General features: G+C 62.7%; 20 protein-coding genes. 12 read left to right on the top strand and 8 right to left on the bottom strand.

Annotated features, from left to right (window positions below):
* Positions 1–64 precede the first annotated feature (64 nt).
* On the top strand, positions 65–1,318 hold the full coding sequence (locus tag SPISAL_RS03900) for a M28 family peptidase (protein ID WP_016353165.1): 1,254 nt from the start codon (positions 65–67) through the stop codon (positions 1,316–1,318).
* Here the strand turns inward: SPISAL_RS03900 and SPISAL_RS03905 are convergent.
* A complete protein-coding gene (locus SPISAL_RS03905; protein ID WP_016353166.1) occupies positions 1,315–1,917 on the bottom strand; it encodes an NYN domain-containing protein in 603 nt (200 codons plus the stop codon). The genes SPISAL_RS03900 and SPISAL_RS03905 overlap by 4 nt on opposite strands.
* Positions 1,918–1,958: 41 nt before the next feature.
* Between SPISAL_RS03905 and SPISAL_RS03910 the strand changes: the two genes are divergently transcribed.
* From SPISAL_RS03910 to SPISAL_RS03920, 3 genes are read left to right on the top strand one after another with little or no spacing between them, the layout of a single operon-like run.
* Entirely contained in the window at positions 1,959–3,215 is a 1,257-nt protein-coding gene (locus tag SPISAL_RS03910) for an MgtC/SapB family protein (protein WP_016353167.1), read from the top strand.
* Positions 3,216–3,221: 6 nt separating this feature from the next.
* A complete protein-coding gene (locus SPISAL_RS03915; protein ID WP_041389198.1) occupies positions 3,222–3,986 on the top strand; it encodes an FkbM family methyltransferase in 765 nt (254 codons plus the stop codon).
* On the top strand, positions 3,983–4,189 hold the full coding sequence (locus SPISAL_RS03920; protein ID WP_016353169.1) for a hypothetical protein: 207 nt from the start codon (positions 3,983–3,985) through the stop codon (positions 4,187–4,189). The genes SPISAL_RS03915 and SPISAL_RS03920 overlap by 4 nt, the downstream gene beginning before the upstream one ends.
* On the opposite strand, the gene SPISAL_RS03925 is transcribed toward SPISAL_RS03920, so the two are convergent.
* From SPISAL_RS03925 to SPISAL_RS03935, 3 genes are read right to left on the bottom strand one after another with little or no spacing between them, the layout of a single operon-like run.
* Positions 4,186–4,920, bottom strand: coding sequence for a DUF3581 family protein (locus SPISAL_RS03925; RefSeq protein WP_016353170.1), 735 nt, complete (start codon positions 4,918–4,920; stop codon positions 4,186–4,188). The two genes, SPISAL_RS03920 and SPISAL_RS03925, sit on opposite strands and share 4 nt — an antisense overlap.
* A gap of 20 nt (positions 4,921–4,940) precedes the next feature.
* Positions 4,941–5,291 carry a helix-hairpin-helix domain-containing protein gene (locus tag SPISAL_RS08660; protein WP_016353171.1) on the bottom strand — a complete coding sequence of 117 codons (351 nt, stop codon included), beginning with the start codon at positions 5,289–5,291 and terminating at the stop codon, positions 4,941–4,943.
* 31 nt (positions 5,292–5,322) lie between these two features.
* The gene (locus SPISAL_RS03935; RefSeq protein ID WP_016353172.1) at positions 5,323–6,519 is read right to left on the bottom strand and encodes a lytic murein transglycosylase; all 1,197 of its coding nucleotides are present in this window, start codon (positions 6,517–6,519) and stop codon (positions 5,323–5,325) included.
* Positions 6,520–6,598: 79 nt separating this feature from the next.
* On the opposite strand from SPISAL_RS03935, the gene SPISAL_RS03940 reads away from it, so the two are divergent.
* Positions 6,599–7,066 carry an FxsA family protein gene (locus tag SPISAL_RS03940; RefSeq protein WP_016353173.1) on the top strand — a complete coding sequence of 156 codons (468 nt, stop codon included), beginning with the start codon at positions 6,599–6,601 and terminating at the stop codon, positions 7,064–7,066.
* Positions 7,067–7,093: 27 nt separating this feature from the next.
* Positions 7,094–8,017, top strand: a complete 924-nt coding sequence (locus SPISAL_RS03945; RefSeq protein WP_016353174.1) for an AEC family transporter — start codon at positions 7,094–7,096, stop codon at positions 8,015–8,017.
* Here SPISAL_RS03945 and SPISAL_RS03950 read toward each other — a convergent pair.
* From SPISAL_RS03950 to SPISAL_RS03960, 3 genes are all read right to left on the bottom strand, one after another.
* Positions 7,966–11,091, bottom strand: a complete 3,126-nt coding sequence (locus tag SPISAL_RS03950; RefSeq protein WP_016353175.1) for an efflux RND transporter permease subunit — start codon at positions 11,089–11,091, stop codon at positions 7,966–7,968. The two genes, SPISAL_RS03945 and SPISAL_RS03950, sit on opposite strands and share 52 nt — an antisense overlap.
* On the bottom strand, positions 11,088–12,155 hold the full coding sequence (locus SPISAL_RS03955; protein ID WP_016353176.1) for an efflux RND transporter periplasmic adaptor subunit: 1,068 nt from the start codon (positions 12,153–12,155) through the stop codon (positions 11,088–11,090). The genes SPISAL_RS03950 and SPISAL_RS03955 overlap by 4 nt, the downstream gene beginning before the upstream one ends.
* Positions 12,156–12,261: 106 nt before the next feature.
* On the bottom strand, positions 12,262–12,636 hold the full coding sequence (locus SPISAL_RS03960) for a phasin family protein (RefSeq protein WP_016353177.1): 375 nt from the start codon (positions 12,634–12,636) through the stop codon (positions 12,262–12,264).
* A gap of 177 nt (positions 12,637–12,813) precedes the next feature.
* Here SPISAL_RS03960 and SPISAL_RS03965 point away from each other — a divergent pair, with 177 nt between their 5' ends.
* The 6 genes from SPISAL_RS03965 to SPISAL_RS03990 are packed head-to-tail and all read left to right on the top strand — an operon-like array spanning position 12,814 to position 22,143.
* Positions 12,814–14,772 carry a mechanosensitive ion channel domain-containing protein gene (locus SPISAL_RS03965; RefSeq protein ID WP_016353178.1) on the top strand — a complete coding sequence of 653 codons (1,959 nt, stop codon included), beginning with the start codon at positions 12,814–12,816 and terminating at the stop codon, positions 14,770–14,772.
* Positions 14,772–16,769, top strand: a complete 1,998-nt coding sequence (locus SPISAL_RS03970) for a CocE/NonD family hydrolase (protein WP_016353179.1) — start codon at positions 14,772–14,774, stop codon at positions 16,767–16,769. The genes SPISAL_RS03965 and SPISAL_RS03970 overlap by 1 nt, the downstream gene beginning before the upstream one ends.
* A gap of 59 nt (positions 16,770–16,828) precedes the next feature.
* Positions 16,829–18,358, top strand: coding sequence for an ABC transporter substrate-binding protein (locus SPISAL_RS03975; RefSeq protein WP_016353180.1), 1,530 nt, complete (start codon positions 16,829–16,831; stop codon positions 18,356–18,358).
* Between the two features lie 8 nt (positions 18,359–18,366).
* Positions 18,367–19,320 carry an ABC transporter permease gene (locus SPISAL_RS03980; protein ID WP_016353181.1) on the top strand — a complete coding sequence of 318 codons (954 nt, stop codon included), beginning with the start codon at positions 18,367–18,369 and terminating at the stop codon, positions 19,318–19,320.
* Positions 19,304–20,122, top strand: a complete 819-nt coding sequence (locus SPISAL_RS03985) for an ABC transporter permease (RefSeq protein ID WP_016353182.1) — start codon at positions 19,304–19,306, stop codon at positions 20,120–20,122. The genes SPISAL_RS03980 and SPISAL_RS03985 overlap by 17 nt, the downstream gene beginning before the upstream one ends.
* Positions 20,119–22,143 carry a dipeptide ABC transporter ATP-binding protein gene (locus SPISAL_RS03990; protein WP_016353183.1) on the top strand — a complete coding sequence of 675 codons (2,025 nt, stop codon included), beginning with the start codon at positions 20,119–20,121 and terminating at the stop codon, positions 22,141–22,143. The genes SPISAL_RS03985 and SPISAL_RS03990 overlap by 4 nt, the downstream gene beginning before the upstream one ends.
* On the opposite strand, the gene tsaA is transcribed toward SPISAL_RS03990, so the two are convergent.
* The gene (gene tsaA / locus SPISAL_RS08810) at positions 22,056–22,763 is read right to left on the bottom strand and encodes a tRNA (N6-threonylcarbamoyladenosine(37)-N6)-methyltransferase TrmO (RefSeq protein WP_016353184.1); all 708 of its coding nucleotides are present in this window, start codon (positions 22,761–22,763) and stop codon (positions 22,056–22,058) included. The genes SPISAL_RS03990 and tsaA overlap by 88 nt on opposite strands.
* Positions 22,764–22,783 lie beyond the last annotated feature (20 nt).

A 22,783-nucleotide genomic window follows, 5' to 3' on the forward strand; every position in this document is an offset into this window, starting at 1 on the left:
GTGGGCAAGTCCGCGTTATCCTAACGGTTGACGTTTATCCCCTACCAGCAGATACGAGGCAACTATGGCCGATACCGCGAAGCCCTGGGCAACCGCCATGCCCGACGCGCAGTTCCAGCTGATGCACGATATTCTCGCCGCACCGAGCCCGATCGGGCTTGAAGGGGCGATGACCCACGGCGTGCTCAAGCCCTATTTCGAGCAAATTGCCCCCGATGGCTGGACCGTGCAGACATTCAAGGGCCATGCTGGTGTGGTGCTCGATACGCACCCGGGCCGCGATGATCTGTTCACCGTCATGGTGATTGGTCATGCCGACAAGATCCGCATGCAGGTTCGCAGCATCGGCGAGGACGGCAAGATCTGGATTAACAGTGACTCGTTTCTGCCCACCACCCTGATTGGACACGAGGTCACCCTTTTCAGCGAGGATCCGGACGCCCCGGGCCGTTACCGACGCCTGGACGGGGGCACAGTGGAAGCACTGGGCGCCATCCACTTCGCTGATCCGAAACTGCGAAGCGGGGAGAAGGGCGTGCGTAAGGAGCAGCTCTATGTGGAGCTACAGCTCCATGGGAAAGACCGCAAAAAGCAGGTGGAGGCGCTGGGGATTCGCCCGGGCGACAGCATCCTGATGAACCGGCCGATTCGCCGAGGGTTCGGGCCTGATAGCTTTTATGGGGCGTATCTCGACAACGGGCTTGGCTGTTTCGTCGCGGCCGAGTCCGCGCGGCTTGTTGCCGAAGCGGGCGGGGCGAAAAACATTCGCATGCTGTTCGCCGCGGCGACCTATGAGGAAATTGGCCGCTTTGGCAGCCGTGTGCTCGTCAGCGAGATGCGACCGGACGCGATCATCGGTGTCGATGTGAACCACGACTACAAAGCCGCGCCGGGGATCGGTGACAAACGGATGGCCCCGATCTCCATGGGGGATGGCTTCACCATGAGCGTGGGATCGATCGTGAGCGAGCAGCTCAATCGTCGCATCGAAGCCGTGGCGCATGAAAAAGCCATCCCGATCCAGCGGGATGTGGTCGGCGCCGACACGGGAACGGACGGTATGGCCGGCGTGCTTGGTAATGTGGACTGTGCCGCAACGTCCGTGGGCATGCCGATCCGCAATATGCACACGATCTCTGAGAGCGGCTGCACGCGTGACGTGCTGGCGTGCACACACGCGGTCGCAGAGACCTTGCAGGCACTCGATACGGAAGAGTCGCGGACTGGCCAGCTGGCGGCCGCGTTCTGTGCCGACCACCCCCGCCTTGATCAGGCGGCAGGCCTTGACCATCGAGGCCTGGGGGACAAGGACGCCTAAGCGGGCGCTGCGCCGTCGCCCGTGAGCGTTTTCAGGTGGTCATCGATCCAGAGCACCCGGTCAGCCCGGGCCTGTAGGTCGGTGGCCACCCCCGTGCTGAAGACTGCAAGCTCAATGCGCTTGCCATGCTCGGAGAGATGCTCAACGGCGTCCATCAGATCGGCGTCGCCGGATGACAGGACCAGGCCGTCATAGCGCTCCTGATGGATGAGCGCGAGCGTAGCCAGGCCGACATCCACGCCCATCTGACGTTGGTTGAACAGTTGGTGCTGGCCGCTACCGTGTGGGCAGCGGACATCGACCTTCGTGGCACAGTCTGCGCACCAGGCGGCGCGGACGGGCTCGCTTTTTAGCCCGTAGAGACGAACGATCAGGTTCGGGCCGTGGGGCACGGCGGTTTGAAGCCAGTTATGGAAGCGGTCTCGACCCTCGTTTGGCTCATCCTGAGCGGAATTGAGAAAGTAGCCGCGCCAGAGTGGGCCCAGCTCTTCTTCGATCAGTGTGCGCAGCCGCAGATAGTCAATCCGGCGCTGGGCACCTAATAGCGCGAGATTGTTCGCGTGGATGTAGCTTGCATCGATCAGCCAGAGTCGGCGCATGAAGGTCGTCCAGTCGGGGCAAAGTCCGTTAGGGTAGCGTAATGATGGAAGTCGAGCACTTGCCCCGGCTCGCCGCCGCGCTGGCCTTGGGGGTGATCGTCGGGCTTGAGCGCGGCTGGCGACTGCGCACGGCCGAGGAGGGCGAGCGGGTAGCGGGTGTGAGAACCTTCCCGCTGATTGGCCTGGCCGGCGGAGTGACGGGCCTGTTGGCGCTTCGGTTCTCTGATCTGGTGGTTCCTGTGGCGCTGCTGGGGTTGCTGGCGCTGTTGGTGCTGGGTTATCGCTTCAGCGTCGAGCGCCAGGGTGACTACGGCATCACCACCGAGGTCGCGGCATTCCTTGTGTTTTTGCTGGGCGTTCTTGCGGGCACCGGGGAGATGCTGCTGGCGATTAGCGGTAGCGTGCTCACCGCCATGCTGCTCGGTTTCAAGCCGAGTTTGCATCACCTGCTTACCCGAATAGACGGGCCCGAGCTCAGGGCGATTCTGCAACTCACGCTGATCAGCGCGGTGATTCTGCCCTTGCTGCCGCGCAGCGGTTTTGGGCCATGGGATGTGCTTAACCCCTACGAGCTCTGGCTGATGGTCGTCCTGATCAGCGCCATTGGGTTCGCCGGGCATTTCGCGGTGCGACTGGCCGGACCGCAGCGCGGTGTGTTGCTTACGGGCCTGTTCGCCGGCTTGGCCTCATCCACTGCGCTGACCCTCACCCTGTCCCGAGCGGCGCGCGAGCAACGCGCCCTGCAGCCAGTGTTCGCCGCGGCGATTATCACCGCCAGTACCACCATGTTCCCTCGCATGCTGTTACTGGTCGGCGCGGTGGCACCGGACATGTTGCCCGGTCTGTATTTGCCCATCGCGCTGCTCACCGCCATGGGTTTTCTGGCTAGCCTAGTACTGATCTGGTTAGCGCGTGGTGTTGCGGGAAACGCCATTAACCCGCCCATGCAGCAGCCCTTCGAATTGACCACGGCCCTGCAGTTTGCCGTGCTGCTTGCCGTGGTTATGGTTGGCGCTGAAGCGCTTCGCCAGTATGCCGGCGAGGCCGGTATCTATACGATTGCCCTGGTATCCGGGCTGACGGACGTCGATGCCATTACCTTGTCTTTAACGCGGATGACCGAGGATCGATTGGCACTGGGTATTGCCCAGCAGGGCGTGATTCTGGCGGCGCTGGCTAATACGGCGGTCAAATTGGGGCTTGGGGTTGTGATTGGCGGGCGATCGATGGTCTGGCGCCTGCTGCCAGGCCTGGGTGTCGTGATTCTGGCGGGTGTGTTTTGGCTGATCACGGGATAGTGCTCGATGAGACAACGAGTTGACGGGATAAGAGGGTTCCTGCGCTCCCTGCTCATCTACGCCGGGCCATGGCGTCAGCCCGGCCTGCGCAGACTGTACGCGCCGTTAGTCAGGCCCGGCATGACCGTGTTCGATATTGGTGCCCATCTGGGTGATCGTACGCAGGCGTTCGCTGGACTGGGTGCCGCTGTGATTGCGCTTGAGCCGCAACCCCAGTTGCAGCGCTATCTGGCCTGGCGGGTTCGGGGGCTTTCTGCCGTCACGGTGCTCGGACAGGCGGTGGGTGCCAGTCCAGGCCACGCTTCACTGGCGATGAGTCCGCGACATCCCACGCTGGCCACATTGTCATCGGCCTGGCGCCGCGACATCGGAGGGCGCAATGCGGCATTTGCTCAAGTGAACTGGGAGGCGTCGATCGACGTAGAGGTCACCACGCTCGACGCGCTGATTGCGCGCTTCGGTATCCCGGGTTTTTGCAAGATTGATGTTGAGGGGCATGAAGCGGCGATCCTGGAAGGCCTGTCGCAGCCCTTGCCGGCGCTCTCCCTGGAATTCGTGGCGGGTGGCGAGGCCATCGCTGAGCGCTGTCTCGCGCGGCTGAATGCGCTTGGTGACTACGAGTTCAATGTGGTGGCGGGCGAGGCAAGACGCTTTGAGTGGCATCAATGGATGGGCCCTGCAGCGGTTCAGGCCTGGATCAGGCAGAATGCGAACCGTGTGGGCTCAGGTGATCTGTATGCCCGACTAATCGATGGGGAGCCAATCGAGTGATCCGACAGATTTTGCTGACCTTGGTCGTCGCGCTGGTTGTGTTCCTCGTCGTCCAGGCACGACGCCGTTCCAGTCGTGTCGCGCGTGAAGACCACTCAACAGATCCCCGCTTTACCCCCCAGGCCATCGCCGGGTGGGTATTACTCGCTGTCATGATCGGCGCGGCGATCGGTGTCGCCTTTTTGCACAATGGAAGCCTCTAGACGCCGGCAGCGGCTCGGCGCGCTTGGTAGCGCTGAACCACGGCGCCCATGTCCGCACTGCTGTAAGCCCTCAGGCCACTGACCACCATTTTCTTCCAGCACCGACCGATCTGCTGCCCGTCTTCAAGAATATCGAAATCAAACCGCGCATCCCCGCGTTTGCCGCTCACTTCGAGGTGGGTCTGTGTAAGGCTGAGCGACGGGGGGGCGGTCAGCGGTCTGTCAAAAGCCAGCGCCATGCTGTCATAGACCACCAGAGGCCGATCAGGATTGAACATCACCTGATGGGCTTCGAGCAGTGGTTGCAGCAGATCGGGGAAGGTCTGACCCGAGCAGGCGACATAGGCTTCGATAACCCCCCGTTGTACGGCTGGCGGTGCCGGCATGCGCGGGCCGAACTCGACGCCGACGTAATCCCGGCCAGCTGCGTCCGCAATGCTGAAAGCGGTCTCCGGGGCGGTTGGGAACCGCAAAGGCGTATCCGCCCTGAGCATTCCCCGAAAGGTGAGCGTCATGTGGCGGGCCAGTCCGTAGTGCTCGACAATCAGGGCAAAGAGCAAATCACCCGGAACGCAAAATCGCGGCGCGTCGACATCGTGGATCGGGTTGTGATCGCCCGCGATGTCCTTAGCAAACCCGCTCCCCTGCTGCGCCGAGACCACTACTGTGTCTTGTTCACAGCGATAATACGGAGCGAGCAGTGCGGCAGGCGAGTCCTCTGTCGAGGTCATCAATGCTGACTTCCGGACACTTATGCCTGCCCCGCTGCCTGGATCCACTCCACAACCCGATTACGCGAAACGACAGCGCCACCGGCTTTGAGCTGCTCAGTCAGCCGATCGGCATCAGCAGCCGCCAATTGTGCGGGCGAGGTCACGCCGAGCTTTTCCAGGCGCTTTTGCATGGCTGGGCCGATGCCCTTGATACCGGTGAGGTCAGTGCCGCTCGACTGGGGTGTTGGTGACGGACTGGCCTTGGGCTGGGCTGGCGCCTCAGGGCGACTCGCTGGCGCTGACGGGCTGGCCGTCTCGCCATTGTTTCGGTTACTGGGCAGCCACCACAGGGCCATGTCCATCCAGCGTCGCATCAGATCATTCCACATCGCGTTCTCTCCTTTGTTGCTTTGGGGAAGTTCAATTCTGAGTGAGTGTCTCGTCGATTTCAGCCAGAGTGTCCGGATTCGGGTGGCCATCAGCAACTAATCCGGCGTCTCGCTGAAAGGCTCGCAGCGCCGAGCGGGTGGCCGGCCCCATCCGGCCATCCGGCGATCCGGCATCATACCCACGCTGGTTGAGTGCCGTCTGCATGGCCTCGATCGTTTTGATCGCCAAAGGCGGCTCATCGGGTGGGGCACGGTCGAGACCGGGCGCACCGATCAGGCGGTCAGCAAGGTGTCCGACGGACAAGGCATAAAAGCGGGACGGATTCCAGCGCATGATCACATCAAAATTCTCGTAAACGAGGAACGCAGGGCCTTGCGCGCCCGCGGGCACCAGCAGTGTTGCGTTGAGGTCAGCATTGGGTAGGACACTCCCGTTGGTGCCCTGTATGCCGCGCTCCGCCCAGTCACGTAGGCTCGCCTCGGTTTCCGCCAGGCTGTAATCAAAGTCTTGAGGGAGGCGAACCTCCCGGCCCCAGCGCTCACCCGCCTGCCACCCCCGTGCGGCCAGAAAAGCGCCGGCGGACTCTGCGGCATCGGCAAAGCTCTCCCAAAGGTCAGCGCGCCCGTCCCCGTCCGCATCAACGGCGTGGTCCCGGTAGACGCTCGGCAGGAACTGGAAGTTGCCCAGGGCCCCGGCCCAAGAGCCCCGCAGGCGATCAGCCTCGACCGTCCCGTTATCAACAAGCTGCATCGCGGCAATCAGTTCATCGCGAAAAAAGGCGCCGCGGCGGCGATCACAGGCCAGTGTTGCCAATGACCGAATGGTTGGCATATCCCCGACGTACTGACCGTAATGCGTCTCGAGGCCCCAGAAGGCCACGATGTAGCGCCCGGGCACCCCATAGCGCTCGCGGATGCGCTCGAGTTGCGCCTCATGCTCGGCAAGCAGGGCACGGCCTTGCTCGATACGCGTTTGGGTCACGCGCTGGTCGAGGTAGCCTTTCAGCGTGCTGGTGAACTCGGGCTGATTGCGGTCGAGTTCAATGACTCGATCACTGGGTTCAACGCCGGTAAGCAGCTGATCGGCCACCTCACGGCTGACGCCTTCGTCTGTGGCATCTGAGTGAAGGTCCGACAGGCATGCCGAGAAGTCGGCCTGCACCGACGCGGTGGCCAGCAAGCCAGTTAAGATTGCGCCCTTCGCCAGACGATTGAACCGCGCTGTCATTGCACCCACCCCTCGAGCCCGTTGGGCCCTTCGTCGATGATATATTGCAGCATAGTGCAAACCGGCGACCGGAGTCATTGTGCCGATCCTGCTTATATTGTTCATTTTCATCCCGCTTGGCGAGATTTTTCTACTGATCGAAATCGGTCAGGTGATTGGGGCCTTAGCCACCATCGCGCTGTGTCTGCTTACCGCCGGGCTAGGCGCGGCCTTGTTGCGGCAACAAGGCCTGCAAACGCTGGCCCGCGCGCGGCAGAACCTTGACCGTGGCATGGCGCCCGCCATGGAGCTGCTCGAGGGTGTGGCCTTGCTGGTGGGCGGGGCGCTGTTGCTGACGCCCGGGTTTGTCACTGACAGCCTTGGCCTGATTTGTCTCGTGCCGCCGACGCGCCATGCGCTTGTGCGCCTGGCGCTCGCCCGGCTCGAGGTCCAGTACGGCCCGGCGGGTCCGCCACCGGGAGCGCATAACTCATCGCGGGGGCATACCCCAGACGTGATCGAGGGCGAATTCGAGCGCCGGGATGACGATCATCCCGATCAGCGCTAATCCAGAGAGCCTGCCCTGATCGCTATCGTGCAGATCCTCGCGCCCGTCGTGCTCATTATCACGATGGGCTGGGCGCTGGTTCGCACCGGCTTCCTGTCAACCCCAGCGGTGGGAGAGCTCAATCGCCTAACATACTGGGTCGGTCTACCGGCGCTGCTCATTCAGCGTATTGGGACCGCAGCCCCAGATTTCGGCCGTGTTGGCGACATGCTTTCTGTTCTGCTGCTTGCGACAGGCGTGAGTGTGCTTGTTGCGGCATTCGTTGCTCGCCTTTGGCGGTTGCCGGGGCGTTCGTTCGTGACCTTTGTCCATGGCGCTTATCGCGGCAACCTCACTTTTGTCGGCTTACCCGTTGTGATCTATGCCTTCGCAGGCAGCCCTGAGGCATCGACCTATGAAGCAGTCGCATTGGTCGCCTTTGTGCCGTTGGTGGTCATCTACAACATCGTCGCTGTGACCGTTATGCAGTTGCCAGGGCGTCAGGCGCCAATGGTGGCTTTATCTCGTGTGGCCAGGGGCGTCGGAACTAACCCGATTTTATTGGGGACCCTACTGGGGGTCTTGCTTGCGCTCTCCCCGTTGGCCCTGCCATTGGCAGCAGACCGGACGTTGGCAGCTGTCGGGCAAATGGCCCTTCCTCTTGCCTTGATTGGCATTGGCGCAGGCCTTTATGCAACTCGGATCCGGGGTCGAGTGCGATGGGCGGTTGGCGCCGCGGCACTCAAAACAACAGTCGGTCCATTGGCTGGGCTGTTTTTTGGCGTTACTTTCGGCTTGAGTACGGATGAGTTACGGCTTGCATTAGTCTTTCTGGCTTGTCCAACGGCCTCGGCAGCCTATGTGCTCGTCCAGCAAATGGATGGAGATACCGCACTGGTCGCGAGCACAATTGTGCTCAGTCACCTGTTCGCATTGCCCGTGATGTTGCTTGTGCTGGCATTAACCGCCTGATTCAGCTCTTCCTCCAGTGCCTCAGCCGCGGCCGCCCGGGGTCGGGCGAATCGGGCAAGCAGCGTATAGACGACCGGGGTGAGATAGAGGGTAAACAGGGCGGCTAGTCCGAGCCCGCCGAAGACGACCCAGCCAATGGCGCCACGGCTCTCAGCGCCGGCACCGCCACTCAGGATCAACGGCAGACCGCCGAGCACGGTGGCGATCGTGGTCATCGCCACAGGCCGCAGGCGAACTCGGGCACTGCCCAGCGCGGCGTCACGCACACTCGCGCCGCGATCCCTCAGCTGATCGGCGAACTCCACCAACAGAATACCGTTCTTCGCCATCAGCCCGATGAGAAGAATGAGCCCGATCTGCGAGTAGATGTTGATGGAGTTGCCAGTGAGCGTTAACGCCACCATGGCCGCGGCAAGTCCAAAGGGAACCGTTGCCATCACGACCAGCGCACTCATGAGGCTCTCGAACTGGGCGGCAAGCACAAGGAGCACCACCACCAGCGCCAGAGCATAGGTCAGTAAGACCTCCTGGCGGGTCTCCTCTAGCGTTTCCGCTTCGCCCGTGGTCAGTAGGGTGATGCCGGCAGGAAGGACCTCATCGGCCAGGCCACGGAGCTCATCGACCGCGGTTTGCAGTGGATAATCCGCATCGATGGACAGATCGATGCTGATCGCACGCCGTTGCGCCTCTCGGTCAAGCTCTGCGGCGACGCCTTCTTCGGTCAGGGTAACCAGACTCGATAGGGGCACCATCTCGCCTTCATCCGAGCGCACGCGCAACGCGTCAATATCGCGCGGGGTGAGCATTGTTCCAGTCCGAGCCTGCAGGCGTAATGGGATCGACTGGTCGGCCACACTGAGGTCCAGCACATTGTAGCCCGCGATCATGGCTTGCACCGTATCGCCAAGATCCTCGACGGCCACGCCGAGATCCCGGGCACGTTGCCGATCGATGTTGACGCGCAATTGCGGTTGGGTCGGCGAGTAGCCGACGCGCGCATCACCAAGCGCGGGCAGTTGCTCGTCGATGGCCGCCGTGAACGCCTGGGCGGCCTCGTTGATGGCGTTGTAGTCACTGCCGAGTAACACCACCTCGAGCCCACCGCCCACGCCGCGCAGCCCGAGGCTGTTCGGACTACCGACAAAAAGCTGGACGCCCGGCAGATCGGACAGGGCGCGCCTCATCTCCCCCATGATCGCCTGCTGGCTGCGTTCACGGTCTTCCCAATCGGCGAGTGGGGCGACAATGAAGATCCGATTCGGATCCCAACGCCCTGCGATGGTGAACAGTCGCGCAATGTCTCCACGCTCGACCAGCGGCGCAAGCCGCGCCTGCATCCGCCAGGCCTGACGTTCGCTGTATTGCAGCCCGGCGCCGTCGGGTCCGGACGCGGAGACGAAAACAAGGCTGCGATCTTCGCTGGGCAGCAGTTCCTGATCGATGTCGGTGAATAGCGCGGCGCCGCCGGCGAGAAGGAGCAGGGCAGCCCCGCTCGTGGCGAGGGGCCGGTTGACCAGACGCTCGAGACTGCGCGCATAACCGTCGGCGAGGGTATGGCCCACACGACGCAGGGCCAGGGTGAACCGGCCGGGCGATGCCTGCGTTTTCAGCAAACGCGCAGCCAGGGCTGGGACCAAAGACAGGGCGACAAACGATGAAATCGCCACAGCCACGGCCAGTACCACCCCGAATTCCCGAAATAGCCGTCCAGCCGTGCTGGGTATGAGCGAGATCGGGACAAAGACGGCGATCAGCACTGCCGTTGTTGCGATAACGGCAAAAAACACCTGGCGGGTGCCGAGCAGGGCAGCGGCGCTCGCCGCCAGCCCCTCGCGACGCCGCCGCTGAATATTCTCAAGCACCACGATGGCATCATCCACGACCAGCCCAGTGGCGAGGACGAGAGCGAGCAGCGTTATCAGATTGATTGAAAACCCGAGAATCCAGATTGCCGCCACCGTGCCGATCAGGGCGAGCGGTATGGTGATAGAGGGGATGAGCGTTGCCCGGGGTGATCCGATAAATAGCCAAATGGCCGCCACCACAATGAGCGCAGCAGCCACGAGCGTGAACAGCACCTCACCAATCGCACCGCGGATAAACCGGGCATCATCCGAGGTTTTGATCAGCTCAACACCTTCCAGGCGTGGATTGAGTGCCTCGAGCGCTTCGTCCACGCCAGCGCTGATCTCCAGGGTATTGGATCCCGCCTGGCGGATAATTCCCATGCCAAGGATGGACTCGCCATTCAGCTCAACCTTGCTGCGGGCATCGGCGGGGGCCAGTACGGCGTTGGCCACATCGCCCAACCGCAGCCCCGGGCGAAGCGTTAAGGCCTCAATCTGCCGCGGCGTGTCGATGGTGGCGTCAGCGCGGACGCGAAGTTCAAGGTCGCTGTTGCGGTAGCTCCCCGCTGGAATATCCAGGTCCGCATTCTCAAGGCGCCGGATCAGATCGTTGACATCCAGGCCATGGGCGGCGAGCTGGAGAGGATCAGCAGAAACCTGCAGTTCTCGTGCGCGGTCGCCGTAGACCGAGACATCCGCAACGCCGGGAATGGAGACCAGGGCGGGTACGATGTCATTGTCGACCTGGCGCGTTAGCTCATCGAGCGTCAGGCCCGGCGCGCGTGCTGCCACCCGGACAATGGGGCTTGCATCCCGATCCGCCTTGATGATGTTCACGCGATCCACGTCATCCGGCAGACTCCGCTCGATGCGCCCAACCGCTTCCCGAACATCGGCAGCTGCCGTATCCAGGTCGCTGCCAGGGTCAAATTCCACGACGATGCGAGTGCTGCTCTCCTCGCTGGAGGCGCTGATGGAGCGCACGCCAGAGACCCGCGCCACGGCGCCTTCAAGTCGTCGGGTGACTTCGGCGTCCATGGTTTCCGGCGCGGCGCCAGGGTATTGCGCAGTCACGGTGATGCGCGGTCGATCCACGTTTGGCAGTTCCCGGACTTCGATACCGAGTAGTGCCGCCACACCGGCAATCGCGATCAGCAGGTTGAGCACACCCACCAGCACCGGGCGCCGGATCCCAAGCGCTGGGAGACCTCCGCGGGACTCGCTCATCGGCGATCCGCGGGCTCGCGCTCAGCCTCGAGCGCCGGGTAGTTATCCAGCGAGTTGGCATCGATCAGGTTGACCTCGATGCCGGGACGAATGCGCTGAGTCCCCTCGCTCACCACATCCTGGCCCGCCTCAAGCGGGCCATCGACAAGGACATGCTTGCGTTCCCGGGCGATCAGCTCCAGGCCGACGCGTTCGGCTTTGCCCCCCTGTATGCGCCAGGCATAGGCGCCATTGTCGCCCCAGAGCAGGGCGGTTTCAGGTAGACGCCAGGCGCGCGGTCCTTCAAGGCGGGCGGTGACACGAAAGCGCATGCCCGGGCGCAGGGCATCGTCGGCATTGTGCACCCGCGCCTCGACGGGGAAGGTGCCGACGTCGCTATCGACCTGACTCCCAATTCGCTCAATGCGTGCTGTGCGCTTGGGCCCGTTGCTATGCCAGGTGTTCAGGCTGACCGCATCGCCACGGGCGAATTGGCCATAAAAACGCTCGGATAGAGAGAAACGCACCGTTAATGTCTCGCGATTGTCGAGTGTGGTCACCTCTGTCTCTTCGGTTATGCGGTCGCCCGGCTCGATGTCGGTGAGCCCGGTGTACCCGTCGAAGGGCGCACGAAGTGTCCGCTCATCCAGAGCGATTTGCGCCTGTTCAAGCTCGAGTTCGGCGAGCTCGACGTCGCGGCGGGCTTCGTCCACCGTGCTCGGAGCGAATGCCCCCGAGCCCTCGGCTCGCTCATAGCGGGCAAGCAGCCGCCGGGTATCGGCTAGCTCGACAGCCGCCAGGGCGACAGCAACCTGCTCGGCACGGTCATCGAGGCGCAGGAGAACCGAACCGGCGGTGACGGCCCGGTCCGCCTCGATTCGAATGGATTCGACCGTGCCTGATGTCTCCGGGAAAAGCCTGATGGAGCGCTCGGCTCGGGATGCGCCAACCGCTTGTACCTCAATCGTCTCGCGACTCGCCTCGACCGGTGTAACAACGACGTTGGCCGCAGGTTGGGCGAGTGCGCTGGAAGCCGCGCTGAGCGCGAGCAAAGCGATGGCGTGGAAACCGGTGCGATGACTCATTTCGCTAGCATACCGGCTTGGGCGCGCAGTGCGCAGGCATAAAAAAAGCCGCTGGCTTTTGACCAGCGGCTTTTTGAGCCCATAAGGGCAAGTTATGCGCGAACGCTTACTTGGCTTTGGTCTGGGCAGCAGCCGTCTCGGATGCCGTTTTGACGTTGGTCTCAACCAGCTTGCGGGCTTCGTTGACGAAGTCCTGGTTCATGGCGACGACCTTTTCGGCATCACCCTTGACCCGCTCGCTGAGATCTTTGGCCACCTTCTGCTGCTCTTCGGCATAGGCCTGGAGTGCTTTGGTGTCCTTGATGTCCAGCGCGGCGCGGGCCTGGCCTAGACCGATCTCGCTGTAGGTCTTGGCAGCCTCGAGCTGCGCTTCCATCAGCTTCTCGGTGTAGTCCATGGCCAGCTTCACGTAATCCCGCGTCGGGCCCATGAGCATCTTTTCGGCCTGCTCGCTGTACTTGCTGAAGTTTTCGTTCGTCATGGTCTAATCCTCTTGCAGTTGCTCGGGTGACAAGACCTTTTTGATCTTGTTGCAGTGCAATATACCAGAATTTTGGTGCGATGCAACAACCCCATTAACTTTCTGCTACGACGTCGCTCGTTTGGTACTCTGCCGCGGTCGTAGTCGACTTATTTCACCCAACAAGGCAATCAGACGATGAAGCACGTAGATGGACTGATTGAAAGCAGCCGCAGTGCCCTCATGGACTGGGCGGTGCAGGTCGCTGATGAATTTCAGGCCCTGGGGCCGTTGATGACGCGCCTTGCGACGCCGGAAGTCGGGCTGGCAGCCCTACGCCTCGCAGGCCTGATCCTCGCCGTGCTTGTGATTCATGAAGCACTGCGGCGTCTCACACGGCGGCGCCTGGATGCGGTCATTGAGCGCACCGCTACGAAACGCTCGGGCGCCCGACCCGTCCGTGGTCTGCTCACAATGGGCGTGGTCCTGTTGCGCGGGGCGCTCACGCTTGGACTGGCGGCCGCGGTGGGGGTTCTGATCAGTTTCGCGGTGTTCCCTGACGCTGGGCCAGGGGGTGCGATTGCCACTGCGTTTTTGCGCGCGTTTGTGACGGTTCACCTCATCCGGCTAGCCCTAGAGATCTTTTTGCAGCCCGAACATGCAACGGCTCGGCCATTGGCCCTTGAAAGCGCCAGGGCGTTGCATTGGCAGCGTCACATCATGGGTGTGGTGCAAGTGGGCGCTTACGGCATTCTGCTGATCGCACCGGCGATCCAGATGGCCGCGGAGGGCATTGGGCAACTAGTTGCGGGACTTGTCGTTCTGGCCGTCGCCCTGAGTCTGTTGCGGATGGTTCGAACGCTGCGGGGTGCTGTGCGCCAGTGGTTAGCAGCGAGCGCCAAGGCCAAACAGGGCGGTGTATTAAGCCCGATTTTAGGGGTGCTCGCACCGCTCTGGCACTGGCTGGCTGGGCTGTACGTCCTCATCATCTCGGCCCTGGCCATCGCTGCCCCATCCTCGGTGGTCAACGAAGTGCTGCTGGCCAGCCTGCTCAGTATCGCTCTTGGGCTCGGGGCAGGATTTCTCGGGCATTGGCTGAGCGTGCTCTCGCGGGCGAGGATTCCCATACCCGCCCGCTTTGGTCATCGCTTCGCGATGCTCCAGGTCCGGCTTAGAACCTGGTTGCCCCGATTGCTGGCCGTCGGTCACTTGCTACTCGGTTTAGCGGTCATTGGTGGGCTCCTTGAGATCTGGGGGCTTGCCGATGTCGGGCAGTGGCTTGCCAGTGATACCGGGCAGGCCCTGGCCGGTGCGCTGACCGGTGTGATTGGCATTTTGCTATTGGCTCTGGCGGCCTGGCTTTTTTCTGTGAGCTGGATTGAGGATCGGCTCAATCCTGAAACCGGTCACGGCGCCCCGGGTGCGCGGGAGAAGACACTGCTCTCGCTTTTTCGGAATGCCATTGCCATTGCCATTATTACGTTGGCTGGGATGGTGGCGCTCTCTGAGATTGGGATGAATATCGGCCCATTGATTGCTGGCGCGGGTGTCCTTGGTCTGGCCATCGGTTTTGGGGCCCAGAAGCTGGTACAGGACATTATTACCGGGGTGTTTATCCAGCTCGAAGACGCGATCCACAAAGAGGATTTCATCACTGCAGCCGGTATTAGCGGCACGGTTGAGCGTCTCAGCATCCGCTCGCTCGGGCTGCGCGATCTCTCCGGGACATTGCACATTGTGCCGTTCTCCTCGGTCGATACCGTGTCGAACTACACTCGCGACTTCGGGTATCACCTGGCGGAATACGGGGTGGCCTACCGCGAAAACATCGGGGAAGTTGTCGAGCATTTGAATGTGGCTTACGAGCGACTATGCGCCGATGAGGATATTTCCGGCGAAGTCACCGGTCCACTGGAGGTGGACGGCGTGACGGCGCTGGCAGACAGCGCCGTGAATGTTCGCGTGCGCATCCGCACGACGCCGGGGATGCAGTGGGCCGTCGGCCGGGCCTACAACCGGATCGTGAAGGAAGTCTTCGATGAAGTCGGGATCGAGATCCCGTTCCCGCACATGACACTGTACTTCGGCGAAGACAAGCAGGGCGTGGCACCGCCGGCTCACATTGCACTGGAGGACAAGACTAACCAGGAGACATAATGACGGTGAGCATCCACGAGGATGTGCGCATCCCCATGGCCGACGGGATAACCCTCTCGGCCCGGATCTGGCATCCACCAGACGCTGGCGAACATCCCGTGCCAGCAATCCTTGAGTACATTCCCTATCGCAAACGCGATTTCACCCGGGCGCGCGATGAGACCCTGCACCGCTGTTACGCCGAGCACGGTTACGCCGGCGTTCGGGTGGACCTGCGGGGTAGTGGAGAGTCTGAAGGCCTGCTCACCGATGAATATATTCAGCAGGAACTGGATGACGGATATGCCGTTGTCGAGTGGCTTGCCGAGCAGCCCTGGTGCGATGGCAACGTCGGGATGATCGGCATCTCCTGGGGTGGATTTAACGGGCTGCAGATTGCGGCCATGCAGCCGCCGGCCCTGAAAGCGATCGTGACGGTTTGCTCGACGGACGACCGCTACGCCGATGATGTGCACTACATGGGGGGGTGCTTGCTGGGGGACAACCTCTCCTGGGCCTCCGTGATGTTTGCCTACAATTCGCTACCGCCAGATCCGGCCCTGCGCGGTGAGGACTGGCGGCAGCTCTGGCATCAGCGGCTCGAGGCCAATGCGCCTTGGCTGATCAAGTGGCTTGAGCACCCGGCACGGGATGATTACTGGCGCCACGGCTCAATCTGCGAGGACCACGCCGCCGTGCAATGTCCGGTCATGGCGGTCAGTGGCTGGGCAGATGGTTATACCGATGCGGTGTTTCGGCTACTCGAGCAGCTCTCGGTACCCCGTCAGGGGTTGGTCGGGCCCTGGAGTCATAAATATCCCCATCAGGGCGTCCCAGGGCCCGCCATCGGGTTTCAGCAAGAGACCCTGCGCTGGTGGGATCGATGGCTGAAAGGCCGCGAGACGGGAATCATGCAGGAGCCGATGCTCCGGGCCTGGGTGCAGGAGGCAACCGAGCCTGCCACGCGTTATCACCATCGCCCGGGGCACTGGGTCGGCGAGCGTGCGTGGCCCTCGCCATATGTACAGCCCCAAATGCTGTACCCCGCCACCGGTGGTCACCTGCGCGATACGCCAATGGCGGCGGGTGACGATCAATTTATTCTGCAATCACCGCTCAGTTTGGGGCTGTTCGCCGGCAAGTGGTGCAGTTACTCCGCCGGGCCGGATCTGCCTTACGACCAGCGTGAGGAGGATGGCGGCGCACTGGTGTTCGAGACCGATCCCCTGGACGCCCCGATGGAGTTATTGGGTGCCCCGGAGCTGACCTTGCGCTGTCGGGTCGATCGTCCGGTGGCGCAGGTGGCAGCGCGGCTCTCTGATGTGGCCGTCGATGGCAAGGCCACGCGGATCACCTACGGGGTGCTGAACCTGAATCATCGCGAAGGGCATCACGCCCCGGAAGCGCTGACCCCGGGTGAGGCATTCACCGTCGTGCTCAAGCTCAATGACCTCGGCCACCGGCTTACGCCGGGGCATCGGCTGCGCCTGTCGCTGTCCACGTCCTATTGGCCGCTGGCGGTCCCGCCACCGGAGCCCGTGTGCATGAAGGTGTTAGCGGCCGGGACCACATTGAGTCTGCCGGTCAGAGCGGTGCGAGACGATGCGCCGGCCGTGCACTTCCCGGAGCCCGCCTATCCTGATCCGGTGACGCGGACGCCGCAGAAGCTGGCAGAGCACCGGTGGGTGGTCCATCGAGACCTCGAAACCAGCGCCTCGGCGCTGGAGGTCATCAAGGATGAGGGTCGATACCGTATCGAAGACGTGGATCTGCTTGTGGAAGACGCCACCTACGAGACCTACCGATCGGTGGGAGAGGACTTCTCGAGCATCGAGGGTGAGGTGATCGCCTGGCGGGCGTTCGAGCGTGATGACTGGGCCGTTTCTACACGCACGCGAACGCGTCTCGAGGCGGATGACCAGGCGTTCCACGTCCACGCCGAACTGGATGCCTGGGAAGCGGGGCGTCGGGTTTTTTCACGCAATTGGCATGAGCGCATCCCCCGGCGGTTCGTTTGACTCGTCATTGCCGCAAATGGGCTTGTATACTGAGGCAAATTTTTTAAAGAGTACGTGCAATGGAAAGTGTGGATCGTCGCCGTCGGCGGCTGATGCAGGGGCTGGGTGTTGCCGGTGCAGCCACCGCAACGGGAACCTGGCCGATGTTTGGCCAGGCCCAGACGCCCAGTCGGGGCGGCATGGTGCGCATTGCAGCGCCCATCGCCGATAATCTCGAGCCGGTCACAATGACCGGATCGGGCACCATCGCCATTGTTCAGCAAGTGGCCGAGTATCTGGTGTGGGCTGAGGACGACCTGAGTCTTCGCCCGGTGCTTGCGACTGAATGGTACCCAGAAGACAACGCCCGCATCTGGCATTTCAAGCTGCGCGAAGGGGTGATGTTTCAGGACGGCCGGGAGATGACCAGCGCGGATGTCGTGGCGAGTTTCCAGCGTATGGTTGAGCCGGATAGCGGATCATCCGGAGCGGCTCAGCTCGATTTCCTGCAGCCAAACAATGTCACCGCCGAGGGGCGCTACGCCGTGCGCTTTGAGCTCGATCGGCCGGTGGGTGCTTTTCCCTACTACACGCATGTCTACAATGCCGTGATTCTGCCCGCGGATTACAGCGGGGACTTCGCGAACAATCCCGTCGGTACGGGCCCATTCAGGCTGGTCGACTATCGTCCGCAAGAGGGCGCGCGGCTAGAGCGTAATCCTGACTATTGGGATAACCCATTGCCCTACCTGGACGCCGTGGAGCTTGATTTCTACGACGGCTCTCAGCCGCAGGTGCTGGCAATGCAGGGGGGTGAGGCAGACGCCATGCTCTCCGCGGGTTATATCGACATCCGGCCCCTGTTCGAAGCCGACGATATCCGGATGGTGGCGCAGCCAACGTCAACGCATGCCCAGGTCACGATGCGCACCGACCAGAAACCGTTTGATGACGTCCGCGTACGTCAGGCAGTGGCGCTCGCCGTTGATCGGCCGCGAGCAATCGAGGTCCTTTTGGGCGGGAATGCGTCGCTGGGGAATGACCACCCGCTCGCGCCGATCTATCCGTCCGAGGTCAATATCAGGCAGCGCGAGCGGGACCTGAACCGAGCGCGGTCGCTCCTCACGGACGCGGGTTACCCGAACGGGTTCCCAATTGATCTGCATGTCGGTCGACTGGCCGAACTGTCGCAGTATGGCGAGATGCTCCAGCAAATGCTGGCGGAGATCGGCATTGAGGTGGATCTGAAAATCGAGCCACTAAACGTCTACTACGATCACTGGACGGAAGTGACCTTCGGCGTGACGGACTGGGCGAGCCGGGCGACACCGGGTCAGTTCCTTAATGCCGCCTTCCGCGGCGGCGCAGACTGGAATGCGCCCAAATGGGCCAATGACCGCTTCGACGACGTGCTGGATCAGTTCGAAAGGGAGGCGGATGAGACCCGGCGCGCGGCCCTTGGCGAGGAACTGGCCAGCATCCTCAACGAGGAAGTGCCCGCGGTCATCAGTTACTTCAAGGATGGATTCCGGCCAGTGAACAAGCGGGTTCGGGATCTGCCGGGCAATATGTCCAACTTCCTTGATCTCACGCGTACCTGGGTGACCTGAACCGAGCAATGCTGCGCTATACCGCCCGGCGGCTGCTGCTGCTCGGCCTGACGCTGCTGGTTGCATCGGTGCTCATCTTCGCGATGACCACCGTGCTACCGGGTGATATCGGGCGCATCATCCTTGGCCCCTTTGCCCAGGACGAGGCCGTTGCGGCATTAAACGAGTCGCTTGGGCTCAATCAGCCGCTGCCCGTGCAGTATTTTCAGTGGATTGGCGGGGTGCTGCAGGGCGACTGGGGTGAGTCGCTGTCGCTCAACACCCCCGTGTTGCCCCTTGCCCTCGAGCGCTTGGGCCGATCGCTGATGCTGGCAGCGTTAGCGATTACGCTTTTGATTCCTTTGGCCATTGGCACCGGCGTCGCCGCCGGGCGCCGGCCCGGGGGTAAATTTGATCGGGTGCTCTCGGTGGTGGGTCTGGGCCTCGGGGCCATGCCGGAATTCGTCACGGGTGTGGTGTTGATTGTGGTCTTTGGCATCGCCCTTGACTGGTTTCCTGTGCAGGCCGTGACGGCAAGGGATGCCGGATTTTGGGGCGTGGTCCACGGCCTGTTCCTGCCAGCCATGTGCCTCGTCCTATTGCTGTTTGCCTACCTCTTTCGCATGACCCGCGCCGGCATGATCACCGCCCTTGAGGCCGATTACACACGGACAGCGCGCTTGAAAGGCCTCCCCGAGCGGGTCGTGCTGAGGCGCCATGTGCTGCGCAACGCCCTGTTACCAACGGTGACGGTTATCGGGGCGCAGTTGGGGTGGCTGGTCGGCGGGCTCGTGGTGGTGGAGAGCCTGTTCCGCTATCCAGGTATCGGAAGCCTGCTGCACAACGCTGCGAGCAATAAGGATATACCGTTGCTGGCCGGCTGCACGCTGCTGGTCACCCTGGTGTTTTCAATTGCTAATCTCACGGCGGACCTTCTCTACGGGCTCCTTAACCCACGGGTACGCGATGCGCTCGGTGATTGAGTGGTTGCGGGCCTCGCCCGGGCTGAGTGTCGGCGTGGGCATGGTCACGTTATGGATCGTCACGGCGCTTTTTGCCCCGTGGGTGGCTCCGCATGAGCCGACATCAATGGGCGTGGGACCGATCACAGCCCCACCCTCGCTCGCCCACTGGTTCGGCACGGATGAGTATGGCCGGGATATTTTGAGTCGGGTGATTCATGGCGGGCGCTATGTGTTGGCGATTGCGCCCGCATCGACATTGCTTGGCCTTGGTATTGGCACGCTGATTGGATTGATCGCTGCGTATAACGGCCGCTGGCTCGATGAGGGCATCATGCGGCTGCTGGATGCGATCATGGCCTTTCCGATCGTCGTACTCGCGTTGTTGGCGCTCACGGCGCTTGGCAGCTCCACGTTGAACGTCATCCTGGTGATCGGCCTGGTGTTTGCGCCGTTGATCGCGCGCACGGCCCGAGCCGCGGCTTTGACCGAGGTGCGAAAGGAGTACGTCGAAGCGGCGCGGCTGCGGGGAGAGGGCTATTTTCGGGTGCTGATGATCGAGATCGCGCCTAATATCCGTGGCCCGTTGCTGGTCGAAGGAACGATTCGGCTCGGGTATGCGGTCTTTACCTCTGCCACGTTGGGGTTTCTTGGCCTGGGCGTGCAGCCACCGGCCCCCGACTGGGGCCTGATGGTCGCCAGTAGCCGTTCACTCCTCACAACGGCGCCGTGGGCGGTGCTGGCACCAGCGCTGGCCATTGGCTTTGTCGTGATCGGCTTTTCCCTGATTGCCGATGGGCTCAGGGATTTGGAGACACGATGAGCGCACCGCTTCTGGCATTTGAAGGCCTGAGTGTGGCTTTCCGACGCCATGGGCAATGGCTTGAGGCCGTCAGTGGCGTTGATCTGCACGTGGCGCCCGGTGAAACCGTCGGCCTGGTTGGGGAATCCGGCTGCGGGAAATCCACCCTCGCCATGGCAGCGCTTGGGTATCTGCCCGATAATGCGCGAATCCCGCGGGGGCGGGTTTGCCTCGAGGGCGAAGATCTCGCCACGCTCAGCCCAGCGGCGCTCCAGCATCGCCGGGGTAACCGCATTGCCGTGGTCTATCAGAACCCGGCGACCGCCCTGAATCCGGCGCTGACCATCGGTCGGCAAATAACAGAAATATTCGAACACCAGCAGGCGCAAAGCCCGGCTGAGGCTCGCCATGCGGCGGAACGATTGCTTGAGCAAGTACGCATTGCCGATCCCACTCGGTTACTGGATGCCTATCCCTATCAAATCTCCGGGGGCATGCAGCAACGGGTGGTTATTGCCATGGCGCTTGCTGGCTCGCCGGATCTACTGGTGCTCGATGAGCCAACGACCGCGCTGGATGCCAGTATCCAGGCCGAAATCCTCGCGCTGTTTGAAACGCTTCGGGCCGAATTGGGTCTAGCGATGCTGTTCATCAGCCATGACCTGGCGGTGGTGCGCTCGGTGTGTGACCGGGTGGCGGTGATGTACGCCGGGGAGATCGTGGAGTCAGCACCAGTGGCTGAACTCTTTGCTCAGCCCCGGCATCCGTACACGGCATCGCTCATTGACTGTATTCCGGCGGGCAAGGCGCACTGGGAACAGGGGCGTCTGGCGTGGATACCGGGCAGTCCGCCGGCTCTTGGCGAGCGCCCGGCGGGCTGCGCTTTTGCGCCGCGCTGTCCTATTGCGCGTGAGACATGTCGTCGCCAGCCAGTTGCATTGCAGGCACTTGGCCCATCGCGCACCAGCCGTTGCCTGTTTCCGCAGGAGACCGCGCCACCGGGCGGAAATCGGCCGCCGGCAGAGTGGGTTACGCGAGCGATGGGTGAGCCGGTGCTCGGCTGCGATCGGCTGATCATGGAATACGCCGGGGTGCGAATCCTGGATGAGGTCAGCCTTGAAGTTCGTGAAGGCGAAACGGTGGCGCTCGTCGGTGAGTCGGGAAGCGGCAAAAGCACACTGGCCCGGGGCCTGACCGGCCTCACCGCACCCGTGGGGGGTGAAGTTCGCCTGGATGGCATGGCGCTCTCTCGTGGCCAACGGCAACGTGGATTAGCCCAGCGTCGTGCACTGCAGATGGTCTTTCAGTCGCCGGAGAACACGTTGAACGCAAGCCATCGGATTGGCCCGGCATTGGCTCGGGCCATGCGCAGTCTCGGTGGGCTTGACCGGCGGGCGGCGCGCGCAAGCGTGCCAGAGCGGCTGCATCAGGTTGCGCTTGAGGCCGATACCGCCAAACGTCGCCCGGGTCAGCTCTCCGGTGGGCAGCGTCAGCGCGTGGCGATTGCGCGGGCCTTTGCCGGCGATCCGCGCGCCGTGATTCTTGATGAGCCGACCTCGGCACTGGATGTATCGGTTCAGTCCGCGGTATTGGATCTGCTGATCGATCTGCAGCAGCGCAATGGGACCGCGTATTTATTTATCTCGCATGACCTGGCGGTGGTGCGCTATATCGCGGATCGCATCGCGGTGTTGTATCTGGGGCGCATCATGGAATCGGGTCCCGTTGAGGGCGTTTTTCAGGGGCCGCGACACCCCTATACCGATCAATTACTCGCCGCGATTCCCGGACTCAGTGACGGCCCGCCCGCCACGCAGCCGCGCGGCGAGAACCCCGGGCCTGAGGCTCGGCCGGCCGGTTGTCCCTTCGCCTCACGCTGTCCGTTTGTCATGCCCCACTGTGCCGAGACGCCACCGCCAGCCCGCGAGCCTGCGCCGGGGCGCTTGGTGTATTGTCATCTGCCCTTGGAATCCTTGCCGGGGGCCGGGGAGACCGACTCCACCCAGGCGGTCTCATCGGCGACCGACCAGGCCACCTCGTAACCGGCAAGCCGCATCCCGAAGTGGGCGGCATCCTGGCCACGTCGATAGGCCGGTCGTGGATCGGCGGCAATCGTCGCTGTAATCAGGGCTTTGAGCTCGGCGGGCGCCGTTGCCAGTTCCGCGAGCGCTGATGCCCGCCACTCCACGCGCAGTCCCGGCAGCGTGGTGCGCATGAGATCGGCCGGCTGCGCATCCGTGGGCGCTTCGATGTCAGGCAGATACGGTTTGATGTCGTACACGGGGGTGCCGTCGATCAGGTCCACACCGCGCAGGGCGAGGCCACAGGCAGGCGGGGCGAGCAAGCCAATCTGCCGGACCAGAGAGAGGCCGAGATGGTTGGGCCGAAAGGGTGAGCGCGTCGCGAAAACGCCACAGCGTTGATTACCCCCGAGTCGGGGTGGCCGGACGGTGGGGCGCCACGGCCGGTCCGGCGTGGCGTGAAAGCCCACGATGAGCCAGATGTGCGTGCACCCCTCTAACCCGCTGAGCGCCTCGGGGTTGTTATAGGGCGGATGCAGATGAAGCTCGGCCCGCGCCTCGGGCACAATGCCGGGCTGACGCGGTGCGCCAAAGCGCGATTCGAAGTCGCTGTGCAGATAGCCAATCGGGTGTATGTCCATGCTGCGGGCATTATGATTTA

It is taken from the genome of Spiribacter salinus M19-40 (assembly GCF_000319575.2).
Classification (GTDB): domain Bacteria; phylum Pseudomonadota; class Gammaproteobacteria; order Nitrococcales; family Nitrococcaceae; genus Spiribacter; species Spiribacter salinus.

Excerpts from the sequence above, each read along its gene's own strand:
- SPISAL_RS03900 (WP_016353165.1), top strand. The coding sequence starts at position 65 with ATGGCCGATACCGCGAAGCCCTGGGCAACCGCCATGCCCGACGCGCAG.
- SPISAL_RS03905 (WP_016353166.1), bottom strand. The coding sequence starts at position 1,917 with ATGCGCCGACTCTGGCTGATCGATGCAAGCTACATCCACGCGAACAAT.
- SPISAL_RS03910 (WP_016353167.1), top strand. The coding sequence starts at position 1,959 with ATGATGGAAGTCGAGCACTTGCCCCGGCTCGCCGCCGCGCTGGCCTTG.
- SPISAL_RS03915 (WP_041389198.1), top strand. The coding sequence starts at position 3,222 with ATGAGACAACGAGTTGACGGGATAAGAGGGTTCCTGCGCTCCCTGCTC.
- SPISAL_RS03925 (WP_016353170.1), bottom strand. The coding sequence starts at position 4,920 with ATGACCTCGACAGAGGACTCGCCTGCCGCACTGCTCGCTCCGTATTAT.
- SPISAL_RS08660 (WP_016353171.1), bottom strand. The coding sequence starts at position 5,291 with ATGTGGAATGATCTGATGCGACGCTGGATGGACATGGCCCTGTGGTGG.
- SPISAL_RS03935 (WP_016353172.1), bottom strand. The coding sequence starts at position 6,519 with ATGACAGCGCGGTTCAATCGTCTGGCGAAGGGCGCAATCTTAACTGGC.
- SPISAL_RS03950 (WP_016353175.1), bottom strand. The coding sequence starts at position 11,091 with ATGAGCGAGTCCCGCGGAGGTCTCCCAGCGCTTGGGATCCGGCGCCCG.
- SPISAL_RS03955 (WP_016353176.1), bottom strand. The coding sequence starts at position 12,155 with ATGAGTCATCGCACCGGTTTCCACGCCATCGCTTTGCTCGCGCTCAGC.
- SPISAL_RS03960 (WP_016353177.1), bottom strand. The coding sequence starts at position 12,636 with ATGACGAACGAAAACTTCAGCAAGTACAGCGAGCAGGCCGAAAAGATG.
- SPISAL_RS03965 (WP_016353178.1), top strand. The coding sequence starts at position 12,814 with ATGAAGCACGTAGATGGACTGATTGAAAGCAGCCGCAGTGCCCTCATG.
- SPISAL_RS03970 (WP_016353179.1), top strand. The coding sequence starts at position 14,772 with ATGACGGTGAGCATCCACGAGGATGTGCGCATCCCCATGGCCGACGGG.
- SPISAL_RS03975 (WP_016353180.1), top strand. The coding sequence starts at position 16,829 with ATGGAAAGTGTGGATCGTCGCCGTCGGCGGCTGATGCAGGGGCTGGGT.
- SPISAL_RS03980 (WP_016353181.1), top strand. The coding sequence starts at position 18,367 with ATGCTGCGCTATACCGCCCGGCGGCTGCTGCTGCTCGGCCTGACGCTG.
- SPISAL_RS03985 (WP_016353182.1), top strand. The coding sequence starts at position 19,304 with ATGCGCTCGGTGATTGAGTGGTTGCGGGCCTCGCCCGGGCTGAGTGTC.
- SPISAL_RS03990 (WP_016353183.1), top strand. The coding sequence starts at position 20,119 with ATGAGCGCACCGCTTCTGGCATTTGAAGGCCTGAGTGTGGCTTTCCGA.
- tsaA (WP_016353184.1), bottom strand. The coding sequence starts at position 22,763 with ATGGACATACACCCGATTGGCTATCTGCACAGCGACTTCGAATCGCGC.